Genomic DNA, 14,973 nt, shown 5'->3' on the forward strand with positions numbered 1-14,973 from the left:
AAAGCCCATGCGCCGTTTTCCGCCGCCAAAGACGCTTCTTCTCGCCGCCATGCTCGCCGCGCTGGCCGTCGCCGCCCCGGCCGCCGCCGAGGTGCGGATCGCCGTGGTCGCGCCGTCGTCGGGCGCCTTCGCGCCGTTCGGCGATGCGATCCGCGCCGGGGTCGCCGCCGGGGCCGCCGCCATCGGCGAGGTCGAGGGCGAGCCGATCGTGGTCGAGGAGGCGGAGGACGCCTGCGACGCCGAGCGCGCCACCGCGACGGCGAACCGGCTGGTCGGCCGCGGCGTGCGCCTTGTCGTGGGGCATTTCTGCTCGCTCGCCTCGGTCGCGGCAGCGAACGTCTACGCCGAGAACGGTATCGTGCTGATCACCCCGTCGGCGGCCGGGTCGAAGGTCACGGACACCCGGCCCGCGCCGATGGTGTTCCGCATCGCGCCGCGCATCGATGCGGCGGGTCGCTTCCTCGGTGCCTTCCTCGGGCGCTCCTACCGCAATGCCGCGGTCGCCTTCGTCGGCGACGGGTCGACTTACGGCAAGGGCCTCGTCGACGGCGCGCTGCCCGCCTTCCGCTCGCGCGGCGGCAAGCCGGTGCTGATCGAGACCTTCCAGGCCGGCGAGCGCAGCTTCGAGACGCTGGCGGCGAAGCTCGCCGGCGAGGGCATCGACGTGCTGTTCATCGGCGGCTACCAGGCCGACGCCGCGCAGATCGTCACCGACCTCGCCGCCGTCGGCGAACGGCCGACCGTCGTCGGCGGCGACGCGCTGATGGTGGACGACTATCTCGGCCTTGCCGGCGACGCGGCCGAGGGCACCGTGTTCGCCGCTCCCGCCGATCTCATCGGCGCCGGCGACGCGGCGGGCTTTGCCGGTTACGCCCGCCGGGCGCAGGCCGCCGTCGAGGTCTGGGCCGCCGCGGCCGGGGAGGCCGGGTCGCTGGCGGGACCGGATGTTGCCGCCGAAATTGCTGCCGGTTCGTTCGACACCGTGCTCGGCGAGATTTCCTTCGACGCCGCGGGCGATTCGGACCTGCCGGGCTACGCGCTCTACCAGTGGCGCGGCGGGCGAATCGCGGCGCTGCGCTAGGTTGGGCGGTGCCGCGTGGTCGCGGCGCCCGCCGTCACCTCAGATCGTCTGTCCGCCCGAGACCTCGATCCGCTGGCCGGTGACCCAGCGGTTGTCGGGACCGAGCAGGCTCGCGACCATCGGGCCGATATCGTCGGGCAGGCCGACGCGGCCGAGCGCCGTCATGCCGGCGAAGGCCTGGTTGTAATCCGGGATGTCGCGCACCGCGCCACCGAGGAAGTCGGTCTCGATCGCGCCGGGGGCGACGCTGTTGGCGGTGATGCCGCGGCCACCGAGTTCCTTGGCCATGTAGACCGTCAGGATCTCCACCGCGCCCTTGGCGGCCGAATAGGCCGAGAAGCCGGGGAACGACACGCGGGTCAGGCCCGACGAGAAGTTGACGATGCGCGCGCCATCGGCCAGCACCGGCAGCAGCGCCTGCGTCAGGAAGAACACGCCCTTCACATGGACGTCGAACAGCCGGTCGAACTGCTCTTCGGTGGTGGCGGCAAAGTCGGCCATCTCGCCGTGGCCGGCATTGTTGACGAGGTGGTCGAGCGTGCTGCGGCCCCAGATGGTGCTGAGCGCGCCGCGCAGCGCCTCGATGAACGCCGGCAGGGTCGACACGGCGCCGGTGTCGAGTTGCAGCGCCGCCGCCTTGCGGCCCATGGCCTCGATCTCGGCGACGACCGCGTCCGCATCGGCCTTGCCGCTGCGATAGGTGAGGATCACGTCGCCGCCGTGGCGGGCGATGCTGATGGCGGTGTTGCGGCCGAGACCGCGGCTGCCGCCGGTGACGAGAGAGATGGTGGTCATGGATGCCTCCTTGGTTGCGGCATCCTTATGCGGCCACCCGCCCTTCGGCAGTTGCGCGATCGTCCCGAACTCTTGCTCGATTCTCCAGCCTTGTTGTCAACGGGCCCCGTTCGCCCTATCAAGGTGGCATGACCGATCAGCTGCTCGACCACGCTCGTCGCTACGCCGATGCCCACGCCGACCGGGATGGCGTCGCCGCCACGCCGGTCGCGGGCCTGGTGATCCTGCGCGAAACGGCGCCGACCATGTTGCAGTATGCGATCTCCAAACCGTTGGTCGCCCTGGTTCTGCAGGGCGGCAAGCGGGTGACGATGGGGAGCCGCACCTTCGATTTCGGGGCCGGCGAATCCCTCCTCATCACGACCGATGTTCCGACCGTCAGTCAGATCACGCGCGCCAGCCGGGTCTTGCCTTATTATTCGCTGGTGCTGGAACTAGATCCGGCGGTCATCGGCGACCTGGTCGGTCAGATCGGCCCGGCGCCGTTCGAGGCCGCCCAGCCGGTGCGGGTCGATCCGACCGAAGCGGAGATGGCGGACACGGCGCTGCGCCTGCTGCGGCTGTTCGATCGGCCGGCGACGCTGGCGGTCCTCGGCCCGCAGCTCAGCCGCGAGCTGCACTACTGGCTGCTCATCGGCCGGCACGGCGGCGCCATCCGGGCGCTCGGCGTTGCCGACAGCCATGCCCAGCGGATCGCACGCGCGGTCGCGCTCCTGCGCGCCCATTATGCCGAGCCGGTGCGGATCGACGCCCTGGCGAAAGCCGCGGGCATGAGCCTTTCCGCCTTCCACGTCCACTTCCGCAGCATCACGTCGCTGACGCCGCTGCAGTTTCAAAAGCAGCTCCGCCTTATCGAGGCGCGGCGCCGGATGCTCGCCCAGGGCGAGGCGATCAGTGATGTCGCCTACGGCGTCGGCTACGAAAGCGTGCCCCAGTTCACGCGGGAGTATGGCCGGCTGTTCGGGCAACCTCCGGCGCGCGATGTTCGCGAGGCCCGGGCCCAGATGAACGTCGCTGCCGGTTAGATGCAAAGCCGGGAGCGGGGTGCTCCGCCGGTCTCGCACCTTCGACCGGGTGGGATTTGCCCGCCGCGCTGCTATATCTCGCTGTCGGTGCTGCACGGCGCGCCACCCGCGGGCCGTTGCCCGCGGCAACATGATCCCGAACCAACGGAGACGCCCGATGGCCGACGCGCCCGCGCTGCCCGCCTCGATCGATGCAACGGTGGATCTGCTCACCGCCGGTGGCTATGTCGCCGACCGGGCGCTCGCCACCGTGCTGTTCCTCGCCCTGAAGCTCGGCCGGCCGCTGTTTCTCGAGGGCGAGGCCGGCGTCGGCAAGACCGAGATCGCCAAGGTGCTCGCCGAGCGGCTCGGCCGGCCGCTGATCCGGCTGCAGTGCTACGAGGGGCTCGACGTCGCGAGTGCGGTCTACGAGTGGAACTACGCCGCGCAGATGATCGAGATCCGCATCGCCGAGGCGTCGGGCAGCGCCGACCGGGCGCGCATCGCCGAGGACGTGTTCTCCGACCGCTTCCTGGTGCGCCGGCCGATCCTGCAGGCGCTGGAGCTCACCGCCGAGGGCCGCGCGCCGGTGCTGCTGATCGACGAGCTCGACCGCGCCGACGAAGCCTTCGAGGCGTTCCTGCTCGAGGTGCTGTCGGATTTCCAGGTGACGATCCCGGAGCTCGGCACCATCAAGGCGGCCGAGCCGCCGATCGTCGTCGTCACGACGAACCGGACGCGCGAGATCCACGACGCGCTGAAGCGGCGCTGCCTCTACCACTGGGTCGACTATCCAGACGCCGAGCGCGAGCTCGCCATCGTGCGCGGCAAGGTGCCGGGGGCGTCGGCGCAGCTCAGCGCCGAGGTGGTGGCCTTCGTGCAGAAGCTGCGGACGATCGACCTCTTCAAGGCGCCCGGCGTCGCCGAGACGCTGGACTGGGCGACGGCGCTCGCCGAGCTCGACCAGCTCGCCCTCGATCCGGACACGGTGTCGGACACGCTCGGCGTGCTGCTGAAGTATCAGGACGACATCGCCCGGATCCGCGGCTCTGAGGCGGGCAAGATCGTCGCCGAGATCCGGCGCGACGCGGTGGCGGGCTGAGGCGGTGAACGCCCCCGCCGATCCGAGCGGTGCCGTGCCGGTGCCCAAACCCGGCGGCCGCTTCGCCGACAACATCGTGCATTTCGCGCGCGTGCTGCGCAAAGCCGGGCTGCCGGTCGGCCCGGCGGCGGTGATCGATGCGGTGGGTGCCGTGAGTGCGGCGGGCATCGGCAGCCGTGACGACTTCTACTGGACGCTGCACGCCGTGTTCGTGAAGAAGCGCGAGCACCGCGCCGTCTTCCACGAGGCGTTCGAGACCTTCTGGCGCAGCCGAGGGCTCGTCGAGAAGATGCTGGCGATGCTGTCGCCGCAGGCACCGCCGCGCGCGCCCGCCGCCAAGCCGAAGGCGGGGGCCGCCAGGGTCGCCCGGGCGCTGTTCGACGACCGCGACGCCGTGAAGCTCGTCGAGCGGCCGGAGGTCGAGGTCGACGCGCGCTTCACGATGTCCGCGCGCGAGATCCTGCAGCGCAAGGATTTTGCGCAGATGACGGCGGAGGAACTCGCCCGGGCGCGCGAGGAGATCCGCCGCCTCGCCATGCCGCACGACCTCGTGCGCACCCGGCGCGCGGCGGCGGCGCGGCGCGGTGAACTGGTCGATCTCCGCCGCACCATGCGCGGCTCGCTGCGCACCGGCGGCGCGATCATCCCGCTCGCCTTCCGCCAGCGGGTGGAGGTGGCGCCGCCGCTGGTGGCGCTGATCGACATCTCCGGCTCGATGAGCCAATACTCGCGGCTGTTCCTGCATTTCCTGCACGCGCTGACCGAGAAGCGGCGGCGGGTCTCCACCTTCGTGTTCGGCACGCGGCTCAGCAACGTCACGCGGCAGCTCCGCATGCGCGACCCCGACGAGGCGCTCGACGCCTGCTCGGCGGCGGTGCTCGACTGGTCGGGCGGCACGCGGATCGCGGCGAACATCGGCAGCTTCAACCGGCTGTGGTCGCGCCGGGTGCTGGGGCAGGGGGCCGTGGTGCTGCTGATCACCGACGGGCTGGAGCGCGAGGGGCTGGACGATCTCGGCCACGAGATGGACCGGCTGCACCGCTCGTGCCGGCGGCTGATCTGGCTCAACCCGCTGCTGCGCTTCGACGGTTTCGAGGCGAAGGCGGCCGGCATCCGGGCGATGCTGCCGCATGTCGACGCGTTCCGGCCGATCCACTCGCTCGCCGCGGTCGGCGACCTCGTCGCAGCGCTCGACGGGCGCGGCGATCCAGGCCCCGACCCGAAGGCGCTGTTGCGTCAGGCTTCGCGGGAGGCTGGCAGCACTCGCTAGAGTCTGCTGCTAAGCCTCTGTTTCGAAAAGAGAATTATTCGTAGTTCGTTAAAATTTCCGGCTCATCATTGCCATGAAGCCCCTCACCGTGCCGGTTGCAGTGCGGCATGATCGAGGGGTCTTACGACGGCAAAGGAGCAGGGCATGGTGGTCTCGAGCGACTTCAGGCTTCAACTCGCCGGCTACGGGCTGACGACCGCGAACATCCTCTATCGCCTCCCCGATCACCCCGCCATCCTGCAGAGCTACCTCTGGCAGCAATACGACCTCGCCCCGGAGTTCCCCGAACTCAACCGCTTCCTCGCCTTCTGGCGCGAACGGCTTGAAGGCCCGCTGCATTCGGTGGAGGTCGCGCACAAGAAGCTGATCAGCCCGGGCATCTGGAAGAAGGTCGATGCGTCGTACCTGCTGAACTGAGAAACGCTCCCGACCGCCTGAAACGGCGGCCGGTCGATCCGGGCTCCCGGCCTGTTCACCCCACGTAGGGCGGGCGGGGGATGTTCTGGTGGGCCTGGCGGAGGGCGGCGGACCAGCGCTCGCGCAGGTCGTGGAAATAGGGCTCGCCGGGTTCGACCCGGTGCAGGAGATCGTGCGCGACGGCGTTGCGGCGGACCGTGATCAGGTCGATCGGCATGCCGACGCCGAGGTTCGAGCGCATGGTCGAATCCATCGAGATCAGACCGATCTTCAGCGCGTCCTCGAGGATCGTGTCGAATTTGATCGCACGGTCGAGGATCGGCTTGCCGTACTTGTGCTCGCCGATCTGCAGGTAGGGGGTGTCCTCGGTCGCCTCGATGAAGTTGCCGGCGCGGTAGACCATGAACAGGCGCAGCCGCCCGCCCGCGACCTGACCCCCGAGCAGCATGGTGACATCGAAGCTCGCCGCCGACTGCTCGAGCGCCGGCCCGTCGATGCGGAACACCTCGCGGATGGCGCGGCCGACGAACTGCGCGGCGCGGAACATCGACGGCTGCGTCCAGATCGTCTCGACCTTGCCGTCCTCTTCCGAGCGGATGCCCTCCTGCAGGATCGAGATCACCGCCTGGGTCACCGCGAGGTTGCCGGCGGTGGCGAGCGAAATCACCCGGTCGCCCGGCTTCTCGAAGACGTGCAGCTTGCGGTAGGTGGCGATGTTGTCGAGCCCGGCGTTGGTGCGGGTGTCGGCGATCATCACCAGTCCCTCACGGACCAGGATTCCGACGCAATAGGTCATCTCGCCCTCTTTCAGGGCCCGCAGACGGCGAGGCGTCGTCCCGGTGCCCGGCGCGCGTGGCGCGCTTTGTATGCAACGTGATTGGTTCTACCGCAGCGCAGCGCGGCGACGGAGAGATAATTCCACCAGATCAGCGATTCGCACGGATAACTCGGACCTGTGACGACGTGACGCCGTCGTCCGGCCCGCTGCTCGCCCCGCGCAGCGGCGAGGCGTCGAGCCAGTCGAGCCCGACGGCGACGCGGATATAGGCGTCGGTCGGGCAGCGGTCGTGCGGCGGGTCGAAGCCGACCCAGCCGAGACCGTCGACGAACACCTCGGTCCAGCTGTGGCAGGCGTCGGCCTCCGCGTCGTCCTCGTCGTACATGTAGCCCGCCACCAGCCGGGCCGGCATCATCAGCCGGCGGGCCGTGGCGCAGAAGACGTGGGCGATGTCGATGGCACTGCCCTCGGCCTTGCCGAGCACGGCCGCGGCCGCCTGCAGCGTGCCCTTGCCGTCGCGGGTACGGGCGACGCGCTCGGTCAGCAGGCCCATCAGGCCGTGGCAGCGGTCGAGCGGTGAGGCCGACAGGGCCTGCACCTCGCCGGCGAGCGCCTCGACGGCGGGGTCGATGTCGGTGAGCGGCGTCTCGCGCAGGTAGAGGCCGATCGGCAGGCGGTCGTGGCCGGGCTCGACCACGCCGGCGGTGTCGTCGACCTCGACGACGCCCGCGGCGGTGACGGCGAGTTCGTCCAGCGGTCCGTCGACCGAGAAGGTGTGCACGACATTGCCGAAGGAATCGACGGCGCGGTCGAGCCGGCAGTCGTGGTCGACGTCGATGCGCCAGTCGCAGACGTACTGGCCGCCGTGCGTCTTCGGCGTCATGCGGAGCTTGCGGATCGCATAGGAGGCCGGCTGGCCGAACCCGGTGCGGACCTCGTGCGAGATTTCAAGACGAAGCGACACGATGGTTCAACCCAGATACTGGTCGGCGATGGCGGCGCCGAGACGGCCGTTGTCGGCGAGGAAGCCGGCGAGGAATTCGTCGAGGCCGGCGTCGGTGAGGGCGGCGTAGTCGGCGTTCTGCAGCCGGCCGTAGGTCGCCCGTGCCGAGCGCTGCGCCGGGCCCTGGCGGCCGTAGTCACGCGCGAGGCTGTCGAGGAAGCGGGTGATGTTCTCGTAGCAGTGCGCCAGCGAGCGCGGCATCTGCTCGCGCAGGATCATCAGGTCGGCGATGAGGTGCGGGCGCAGGCTCTCGCGGTAGACCCAGTGATAGCTCGTCAGCGCCGAGACGCAGCGCAGCAGCGAGGAGAGCTGGTAGTACTCGAGGCTGCCGCTGATCGTCTCCCGGGTCGGGTCGAACAGGCTGCTGCGGGCGTCGAGGATGCGGGCGGTGAAGTCGGCGCGCTCGATGTAGGAGCCGAGGCGCAGGAAGTAGTAGGCGTCGTTGCGCAGCATCGTGCGATAGGCCGAGCCGTCGAAGCGCAGCGAGGCTTCCTTGACCCAGTTGATGAAGCCGTTCAGCTCCTGGCGGGTCATCTTGCCGGTCTGGAAGCGGCGCAGCTCGAGCCAGCTCGAGTTGATCGTCTCCCACATGTCGATGGTGAGCGCGGTGCGCACCGAGCGGGCGTTGTTGCGGCCCATTTCGAAGCAACTGCGGATCGACGAGGGATTGTTCGGCGAGAAGGCGAGGAAATCGACCACCGTGCGCGGCGTCGCCTCGTCGTAGAGCGACTTGAACAGGTCCAGCGCGCCGGTGGCGTCGACGGCGGCCTCCCATTCGTTGCGGGCGCCGCTGGTGCCGTTCGGCACCGAGGCGAGGCGGGAGGCGGTCTCGAGGACACGGGCGGTGTTCTCGGCGCGCTCCATGTAGCGGGCGAGCCAGAAGAGGCTGTCGGCGTGGCGGCTCAGCAGCATGCGGCAACTCCGGGACGGCGCGCGGGGGACGAGGGCTTCTGGGGGGTGTCGCGAACCGTCCTCATGCGCCCGGGTCCTCGATGATCCAGGTGTCCTTGGTGCCGCCGCCCTGGCTGGAGTTCACCACCAGCGAGCCCTCCTTCAACGCGACGCGGGTCAGCCCGCCGGGAACGATGCGCACCTTGTTCGCGCCCGAGAGTACGAAGGGGCGCAGATCGACGTGGCGCGGCGCGACGCCTTCGCCGACGAAGGTCGGCGAGGTGGAGAGCGCCAGCGTCGGCTGGGCGATGAAGCCGGCCGGATCGGCTTTGAGCTTCTCGGCAAAGGCGGCGATCTGCGCCTTGTCGGCCTTGGGGCCGACCAGCATGCCGTAGCCGCCGGAGCCGTGCACTTCCTTGACCACCAGCTCGGGCAGGTGCTCCAGCACGTATTTCAGCGCGTCGGGCTCGCGGCAGCGCCAGGTCGGCACGTTCTTCAGCTTCGGCTCCTCGCCGAGGTAGAAGCGCACGATTTCCGGCATGTAGGTGTAGACGGCCTTGTCGTCGGCCACGCCGGTGCCGACGGCGTTCGACAGCGTGACGTTGCCGGCGCGGTAGGCGGCCATCAGGCCCGGCACGCCGAGCACGGAATCGGGCCGGAAGGCGAGGGGATCGAGGAAGTCGTCGTCGATCCGGCGATAGATCACATCGACGCGCTTCGGCCCCTCGGTGGTGCGCATGTAGACGATGTTGTCGCGCACGAAGAGGTCGCGGCCCTCGACGAGTTCGACGCCGAGGCGGTCGGCGAGGAAGGAATGCTCGTAATAGGCGCTGTTGAGCGGCCCGGGCGTCATCAGCGCCACGGTGGGCTCCGACGGCGCGGACCGCGGGGCGAGGCTGCGCAGCGTCGCCAGCAACTCGTCGGGATAGTTCTCGACCGGACGGATCTGGTGCTCGGCGAAGAGATCGGGGAACAGCCGCATCATGACGTCCCGGTTCTCCAGCATGTAGGAGACGCCGGAGGGGGTGCGCGCGTTGTCCTCGAGGACGTAGAAGTCCTTGTCGTCGGTGCGGATGATGTCGATGCCGGCGATGTGGACGTACATGTCGTACGGCAGCTTGACGCCGACCATCGCCGGCTGGAACGCCGGATTGCGGAAGATCAGCTCCTCGGGAACGATGCCGGCGCGGACGATCTCGCCTTTGCCGTAGACGTCGGCGAGGAACATGTTGAGCGCGCGCACGCGCTGGGTCAGGCCGTCGGAGAGGTCGGCCCATTCGCGGCTCGTCAGCACGCGGGGCACGATGTCGAACGGGATGATGCGCTCCTCGGCGGCGGCGTCGCCGTAGACGGCGAAGGTGATGCCGATGCGGCGGAACAGGAACTCGGCCTCTTCCTGGCGCCGCTTCATGTCGGCGGGGTCGGAATCCTCGAGCCAGGTCTTGATCGCGGCATAGGCTGGCCGGCACGCCCCGTCGACGCCAGACATCTCGTCGAAAATCGGCCCCGCCATTCCAGTCCTCCCGCTACGCCGTGCCTTTTTGCACTCCCGCATACTAACCGGGAATGCCACGGCTAAGGCAAGTGCGGCCATTAGGCAGCGAAAAATCCGATTTCAGCGGAATTTCATGCCATGTGCCGCCTTCGAAGGCGCCACCCATTCGGCGGCTGCCCGATTTCTGGGCGCCAGAAGCGAGGGCCGGGCCCGGAGGTCGTAACGCGTCAGATGAGTTGCAAGCCCTTGAGGCTCGCGTGGCCCTCGCGGCCGACGATGATGTGATCGTGCACCGCGATGCCGAGCGGCTGGGCGACGTCGATGATCTGGCGCGTCATCTGGATGTCGGCCCGCGACGGGGTCGGATCGCCGGACGGGTGGTTGTGCACGAGGATCAGCGCGGTCGCCGAGAGTTCCAGCGCCCGCTTCACGATCTCGCGGGGATAGACCGGCGTGTGGTCGACGGTGCCGACCTGCTGCACCTCGTCGGCGATCAGCGCGTTCTTCTTGTCGAGGAACAGGATGCGGAATTGCTCCTTCTCCTCGAAGGCCATCGCGGCGCGGCAATAGTCGATCACGGTGCTCCACGACGAGAGCACCGGCCGGCCGCGCATCTCGCCGCGAATCATGCGCTGGGCGGCGACGTGGACGAGCTTCAGGTCGGTGACCACCGCATCGCCGACGCCGGGCACCCCGCGCAGCCGCGTCTCGGACGCGCCGATCACCCCGCCGAACGAGCCGAAGGTGTCGAGCAGCAGCTTGGCGAGCGGCTTGGTGTCCTGGCGCGGGATGGAGCGGAACAGCAGCAGTTCGAGGAGTTCGTAGTCGGCGAGCGCCGAGCCGCCGCCGTCGCGGAAGCGCGCGCGCAGGCGGTCGCGATGGCCGTGGTAGTGCGGCAGGCTGGTGGGGATGTTGGTCTTGCCGCTGTCGTCGAAGCCGCTCATGCCCGCCCCGCGGTTGCCCGGACCGGTTCGCCCCGGCCCCTTCGCGCGGGGCTCGCGCGCCACCGTCCGTCCGAACGTCGTGCCCGCAGGCGCCGCGATTCGGACGGCAGCCGGCGACGGTGCCCCCGGCGCATCGTCCGCGAACCGCCCGTAAAATCAATCGTCCTCGCGCAGCGGTTGACGATTGTTCAGCCGGAAATGTCGAGCGGCGGCTTGTCGAGGCCTTTCGGCGACAGCGTGAAGATCTCGCAGCCGTCGTCGGTGACGCCGACGGCGTGCTCGAACTGGGCGGAGAGCGAGCGGTCGCGGGTCACCGCGGTCCAGCCGTCGGAGAGCACCTTCACGTGCGGGCGGCCGAGGTTCACCATCGGCTCGATGGTGAAGATCATGCCGGGGCGCAGCTCGACGCCCTCGCCGCGGCGGCCGTAGTGCAGGATGTTCGGCGTGTCGTGGAAGATCTGGCCGACGCCGTGGCCGCAGAAGTCGCGCACCACGGAGCAGCGCTCGCCCTCGACATAGGTCTGGATCGCCTCGCCGATGTGGCCGGTGGTGTTGCCGGGCTTCACGGCGGCGATGCCGAGCAGCAGCGACTGGTAGGTGACGTCGATCAGCCGCTCGGCGGCGCGCTTGATCTGGCCGACGCCGTACATGCGGCTGGAATCGCCGTGCCAGCCGTCGACGATGAAGGTGACGTCGACGTTGACGATGTCGCCGTCGCGCAGCGGCTTCTCGTTCGGGATGCCGTGGCAGACGACGTGGTTGATCGAGGTGCAGGTGTGCTTGGTGTAGCCGCGGTAGTTCAGCGTCGCGGGCAGCACGTTGTGATCATTCGCGAAATCGCGGACGTAGTCGTCGATCTCCTGGGTCGGCAGGCCCGGCCGCACCACGTCGACCAGCCCGTCGAGGCATTCGGCGACGAGGCGCCCGGCGCGGCGCATGCCCTCGAAGCCGTCGGGCCCGTAGAGCCGGATGCTGCCGGTGTTGCGGAGCGGCGCCGTCTCGGCGCTGACATAGGTGACCATCGTCGTTCTCGTGGTTGCCCGGCGGATGGCCGGCGCCTCATTGCTCCAAATATAGCAATTCGGCCCCGCGCCGCTACCCGAACCGGTGCGGTGCGGCCATGCGGACCGGCGAATTCGGCGCTTTCGGCGGGGCTTGTGGCCGATGCGCCGCGATCAGCGGACGACCGGCAAGGGCCGGTCGACGACGATCTCGTCGGCCGAGATCCGGCAGGCATAGGCGATCGCCTCGACGCCGCCCGCCGTCGCCGCCGCAAAGGCGCGGGCGTAGGCGGGGTCGAGGTCGGCGGCGAGGGCGAAGCGGTCGCAGTCGGTGCGCTGGACGAGGTAAAGCATCACCGCACGGGCGCCGACGGCGACGATTGCCTGCAACTCGGCGAGATGGCGGCTGCCGCGGGCGGTGACGCTGTCGGGAAATTCGGCAAGGCCGGGCTGCCGCATCAGGTGCACGTTCTTCACCTCGACATAGGCCGGCGGCCGGTCCGGGCCGGCGAGCACCATGTCGACCCGGCTGCGCTCGCCGTACTTCACCTCGCGCCGCAGCGTCGCATAGCCCGCGAGTTCCGGGATGCGGCCGGCGGCGATCGCCTCGGCGACGAGACCGTTCGGGTGCGCGGTGTTGATGCCGACGAGGCCGCCGTCGACCTCGAGCAGTTCCCAGGAATGGGCGAGCTTGCGCTTGGGGTCGGCGGAGCGCGACAGCCAGACCCGTGCGCCGGCGGGCCGCAGCCCGAGCATCGCGCCCGGGTTGGCGCAGTGGACCGTGATCTCGGTGCCGTCGGCGAGGCGGACGTCGGCGAGGAAGCGTTTGTAGCGGCGGAGCAGCGTCGCCTCGATGAGCGGATGGGGAAAGCGCACGGCGGCTCCTGAACGCGGGATCGGGGCCGAGGAACCAGCTTGGCCCGGCCGGGTCAAGCCATGGCGCGGCGGTTGAGAAGCGCCCCGGCTTGGGGTACATGGCTTGATCGGTTTTCGAGGGGCAGCGGACATGGTCGATGCGGTCGCCGGCACGGATGCCGGGGCGGGCGGTGAGGCAAGGCGCATCACCGCCGCGGTGCTGGTCGTCGGCGACGAGATCCTGTCCGGGCGCACCCGCGATTCGAACTCCGGCACCATTGCCGCGCGGCTCACGATGATGGGCATCGACCTTTCCGAGATCCGCGTCGTTCCCGACGAGACGGACCGGATCGTCGAGGCGGTGAACGCGCTGCGCGCCCGCTACACCTACGTCTTCACCACCGGCGGCATCGGCCCGACCCACGACGACATCACCGCCGATGCGGTGGCGGCGGCGTTCGGCGTCGGCATCGACGTCGATCCGCGGGCGCGGGCGATTCTCGCGACGCACTACGCGACCGAGGCCGACCTCACCCCGGCCCGCCTGCGCATGGCGCGCATCCCGGACGGCGCCGAGCTGATCGCCAATCCGCTGACCAAGGCGCCGGGCTTTCGCATCGGCAACGTCTATGTGATGGCCGGCGTGCCGAAGATCATGGAAGCGATGTTCGAGGGCATCGCGCCGACGCTCGAGGTCGGTGCCGTCGTGCTGTCGGAGACCGTCGACTGCCCCTATGGCGAAGGCACCATCGGCACCGCGCTCGCCGCCGTGCAGAAGGCGCATCCCGACACGGCGATCGGCAGCTATCCGACGTTTGCCGGCACGCATTTCTCCACCAAGCTGGTGGTGCGCTCGCGCGATGCGGAGGCGCTGGCGCGCGGCGTTGCGGCCGTCCGGGCGATGCTGGCCGAGATCGCCGCCGCCGACCTCGCTTCCACCGCCTCCTATTAGGATTCGATCCGCCGATGAGTGACGACGCCGCCCCGCAGGCGAAAGCCTTTCCTGTTTCCTGGGACCAGTTCCACCGCGATGCGCGGGCGCTCGCCTGGCGGCTGTCGGGCCAGGGCGAATGGCAGGCGATCGTCTGCATCACGCGCGGCGGGCTGGTGCCGGCGGCGATCGTCGCGCGCGAACTCGGCATCCGGGTGATCGAGACGGTCGGCGTCGCCTCCTACCACGAGTACAAGGAACAGGGCTCGATGCAGGTGCTGAAGCGCGTCGATCCGGAGATCGTCGCGCTCGGCGGCGGCGCGGGGGCCGGCGTGCTGATCATCGACGACCTCGTCGACACCGGCGCCACGGCGCGCATCGTGCGCGAGATGCTGCCGAAGGCGCATTTCGCCACCGTCTACGCCAAGCCCAAGGGCCGGCCGCTGGTCGACACCTTCATCACCGAGGTGAGCCAGGACACCTGGATCTATTTCCCGTGGGACATGGGCCTCAGCTTCCAGCCGCCGATCAACCAGCGCTCCGTCGGCTGAGCACGCCGCGGCGTCGGCACCGGACGGTGTCCGATCGCGTCCGCCGACGAAAAAAGGGCCCGGAAATCTCCGGGCCCTTTTTCGTTGGTCGCATCACCGGGCCGCGGACGCGGCGCCGGGTCAGAACTTGTAGGTGAGGTGGGCCGAGATCGTGTGGACGTCGAGGTCCTGGTCGCGCGGCGTGAACGGAGCGACCGCGGAGTAGTCGGCGCTGCCGAAGTCGTAGTAGCGGTACTGCAAGCCGACGATGATGTTCTCGGTCGCGGCATAGTCGATGCCGGCACCGACGGTCCAGCCGGTGTAGTTCTCGCTCTGCGAGAACGACGCACCGAGACCCGGGGTGCGCTGGTTCGTGCTGATGTCGGCGAAGGCGACGCCGGCCGTGCCGTAGATCAGGATGCGGTCGAGGGCATAGCCGAGCTTGCCGTTGACCGAGGCGAACCAGTCGACTTCGTTGCCGACGAAGTTGCCCGGCTGGACTTCAGCCGTTTCGTTGAAGTCGGACCAGTTGAACTCGCCCTCGATACCGAAGACGACGGAATTCCACTGGTACTGGTAGCCGACGATGCCGCCTGCGAACCAGCCGTCGGTGTCGAGGCTGGCGTCGAGGCCGGTGATGCCGTTGTCGTCGATGCGCGAGTCGCCGAAGCCGTAGCCGCCCTGCACGCCGAGATAGACGCCGGACCAGTCGTAGACGCCGTTGTAGGGCGCTGCTTCCGGGACGAAGGGGGAATCGGACATCACGTCCGCGGCGTGGGCCGTACCGGCGAGCATCGCCGTGGCCGTCATCGAGAGAAGCAGGGTGCGCAGCGTCATCGTCATTGTCCCTCCGTGGGCCATGTTCATGGCCGGTCA

General features: G+C 69.4%; 16 protein-coding genes. 7 read left to right on the top strand and 9 right to left on the bottom strand.

The genetic code is table 11. The annotated features are described in order from the left end of the window. Positions 1-7: 7 nt before the first annotated feature. On the top strand, positions 8-1,081 hold the full coding sequence (locus I5731_RS03795; protein ID WP_197310024.1) for a branched-chain amino acid ABC transporter substrate-binding protein: 1,074 nt from the start codon (positions 8-10) through the stop codon (positions 1,079-1,081). A gap of 39 nt (positions 1,082-1,120) precedes the next feature. On the opposite strand, the gene I5731_RS03800 is transcribed toward I5731_RS03795, so the two are convergent. Continuing rightward, entirely contained in the window at positions 1,121-1,876 is a 756-nt protein-coding gene (locus I5731_RS03800; RefSeq protein ID WP_197310025.1) for an SDR family NAD(P)-dependent oxidoreductase, read from the bottom strand. Between the two features lie 128 nt (positions 1,877-2,004). On the opposite strand from I5731_RS03800, the gene I5731_RS03805 reads away from it, so the two are divergent. The 4 genes from I5731_RS03805 (at position 2,005) to I5731_RS03820 (ending at position 5,669) form a co-directional block, all read left to right on the top strand. After that, positions 2,005-2,901, top strand: coding sequence for an AraC family transcriptional regulator (locus I5731_RS03805; protein WP_197310026.1), 897 nt, complete (start codon positions 2,005-2,007; stop codon positions 2,899-2,901). Between the two features lie 157 nt (positions 2,902-3,058). Next, positions 3,059-3,982: an AAA family ATPase gene (locus I5731_RS03810; RefSeq protein ID WP_197310027.1), complete on the top strand. Its 924-nt coding sequence runs from the start codon at positions 3,059-3,061 to the stop codon at positions 3,980-3,982. Positions 3,983-3,986: 4 nt separating this feature from the next. Further along, complete coding sequence (locus I5731_RS03815) at positions 3,987-5,252, top strand: vWA domain-containing protein (RefSeq protein WP_197310028.1); 1,266 nt, start codon at positions 3,987-3,989, stop codon at positions 5,250-5,252. Between the two features lie 144 nt (positions 5,253-5,396). Continuing rightward, positions 5,397-5,669 carry an usg protein gene (locus I5731_RS03820; RefSeq protein WP_197310029.1) on the top strand — a complete coding sequence of 91 codons (273 nt, stop codon included), beginning with the start codon at positions 5,397-5,399 and terminating at the stop codon, positions 5,667-5,669. Between the two features lie 55 nt (positions 5,670-5,724). On the opposite strand, the gene I5731_RS03825 is transcribed toward I5731_RS03820, so the two are convergent. The 7 genes from I5731_RS03825 to sfsA form a co-directional block, all read right to left on the bottom strand. Further along, positions 5,725-6,465, bottom strand: a complete 741-nt coding sequence (locus I5731_RS03825; protein WP_197310030.1) for a proteasome-type protease — start codon at positions 6,463-6,465, stop codon at positions 5,725-5,727. Positions 6,466-6,595: 130 nt separating this feature from the next. Next, the gene (locus I5731_RS19675) at positions 6,596-7,411 is read right to left on the bottom strand and encodes a transglutaminase family protein (RefSeq protein WP_197310031.1); all 816 of its coding nucleotides are present in this window, start codon (positions 7,409-7,411) and stop codon (positions 6,596-6,598) included. Positions 7,412-7,417: 6 nt separating this feature from the next. Next, positions 7,418-8,359, bottom strand: coding sequence for an alpha-E domain-containing protein (locus I5731_RS03835; protein ID WP_197310161.1), 942 nt, complete (start codon positions 8,357-8,359; stop codon positions 7,418-7,420). Positions 8,360-8,423: 64 nt separating this feature from the next. After that, on the bottom strand, positions 8,424-9,854 hold the full coding sequence (locus I5731_RS03840) for a circularly permuted type 2 ATP-grasp protein (RefSeq protein ID WP_197310032.1): 1,431 nt from the start codon (positions 9,852-9,854) through the stop codon (positions 8,424-8,426). Positions 9,855-10,063: 209 nt separating this feature from the next. Next, the gene (gene radC, locus I5731_RS03845; RefSeq protein WP_197310033.1) at positions 10,064-10,780 is read right to left on the bottom strand and encodes a RadC family protein; all 717 of its coding nucleotides are present in this window, start codon (positions 10,778-10,780) and stop codon (positions 10,064-10,066) included. A gap of 188 nt (positions 10,781-10,968) precedes the next feature. After that, complete coding sequence (gene map / locus I5731_RS03850; RefSeq protein WP_197310034.1) at positions 10,969-11,802, bottom strand: type I methionyl aminopeptidase; 834 nt, start codon at positions 11,800-11,802, stop codon at positions 10,969-10,971. Between the two features lie 153 nt (positions 11,803-11,955). Further along, positions 11,956-12,657: a DNA/RNA nuclease SfsA gene (gene sfsA, locus I5731_RS03855; protein ID WP_197310035.1), complete on the bottom strand. Its 702-nt coding sequence runs from the start codon at positions 12,655-12,657 to the stop codon at positions 11,956-11,958. Between the two features lie 130 nt (positions 12,658-12,787). Here sfsA and I5731_RS03860 point away from each other — a divergent pair, with 130 nt between their 5' ends. Beyond that, positions 12,788-13,588: a competence/damage-inducible protein A gene (locus I5731_RS03860; RefSeq protein ID WP_197310036.1), complete on the top strand. Its 801-nt coding sequence runs from the start codon at positions 12,788-12,790 to the stop codon at positions 13,586-13,588. Between the two features lie 14 nt (positions 13,589-13,602). After that, a complete protein-coding gene (gene gpt, locus I5731_RS03865) occupies positions 13,603-14,118 on the top strand; it encodes a xanthine phosphoribosyltransferase (protein WP_197310037.1) in 516 nt (171 codons plus the stop codon). A 120-nt stretch (positions 14,119-14,238) separates the two neighbouring features. On the opposite strand, the gene I5731_RS03870 is transcribed toward gpt, so the two are convergent. Further along, entirely contained in the window at positions 14,239-14,940 is a 702-nt protein-coding gene (locus tag I5731_RS03870) for an outer membrane protein (protein WP_197310038.1), read from the bottom strand. Positions 14,941-14,973: the final 33 nt, after the last annotated feature.

Origin of the sequence: Methylobrevis albus (assembly GCF_015904235.1) — a bacterium.
GTDB lineage: Bacteria > Pseudomonadota > Alphaproteobacteria > Rhizobiales > Pleomorphomonadaceae > Methylobrevis_A > Methylobrevis_A albus.

Bases quoted from the DNA above. Each gene is read 5' to 3' on its own strand.
- gpt (WP_197310037.1), top strand. From the start codon at position 13,603: ATGAGTGACGACGCCGCCCCGCAGGCGAAAGCCTTTCCTGTTTCCTGG.
- I5731_RS03810 (WP_197310027.1), top strand. From the start codon at position 3,059: ATGGCCGACGCGCCCGCGCTGCCCGCCTCGATCGATGCAACGGTGGAT.
- I5731_RS03840 (WP_197310032.1), bottom strand. From the start codon at position 9,854: ATGGCGGGGCCGATTTTCGACGAGATGTCTGGCGTCGACGGGGCGTGC.
- I5731_RS03805 (WP_197310026.1), top strand. From the start codon at position 2,005: ATGACCGATCAGCTGCTCGACCACGCTCGTCGCTACGCCGATGCCCAC.
- I5731_RS03870 (WP_197310038.1), bottom strand. From the start codon at position 14,940: ATGACGATGACGCTGCGCACCCTGCTTCTCTCGATGACGGCCACGGCG.
- map (WP_197310034.1), bottom strand. From the start codon at position 11,802: ATGGTCACCTATGTCAGCGCCGAGACGGCGCCGCTCCGCAACACCGGC.
- radC (WP_197310033.1), bottom strand. From the start codon at position 10,780: ATGAGCGGCTTCGACGACAGCGGCAAGACCAACATCCCCACCAGCCTG.
- I5731_RS03820 (WP_197310029.1), top strand. From the start codon at position 5,397: ATGGTGGTCTCGAGCGACTTCAGGCTTCAACTCGCCGGCTACGGGCTG.
- I5731_RS03795 (WP_197310024.1), top strand. From the start codon at position 8: ATGCGCCGTTTTCCGCCGCCAAAGACGCTTCTTCTCGCCGCCATGCTC.
- I5731_RS03800 (WP_197310025.1), bottom strand. From the start codon at position 1,876: ATGACCACCATCTCTCTCGTCACCGGCGGCAGCCGCGGTCTCGGCCGC.
- I5731_RS03860 (WP_197310036.1), top strand. From the start codon at position 12,788: ATGGTCGATGCGGTCGCCGGCACGGATGCCGGGGCGGGCGGTGAGGCA.
- I5731_RS03825 (WP_197310030.1), bottom strand. From the start codon at position 6,465: ATGACCTATTGCGTCGGAATCCTGGTCCGTGAGGGACTGGTGATGATC.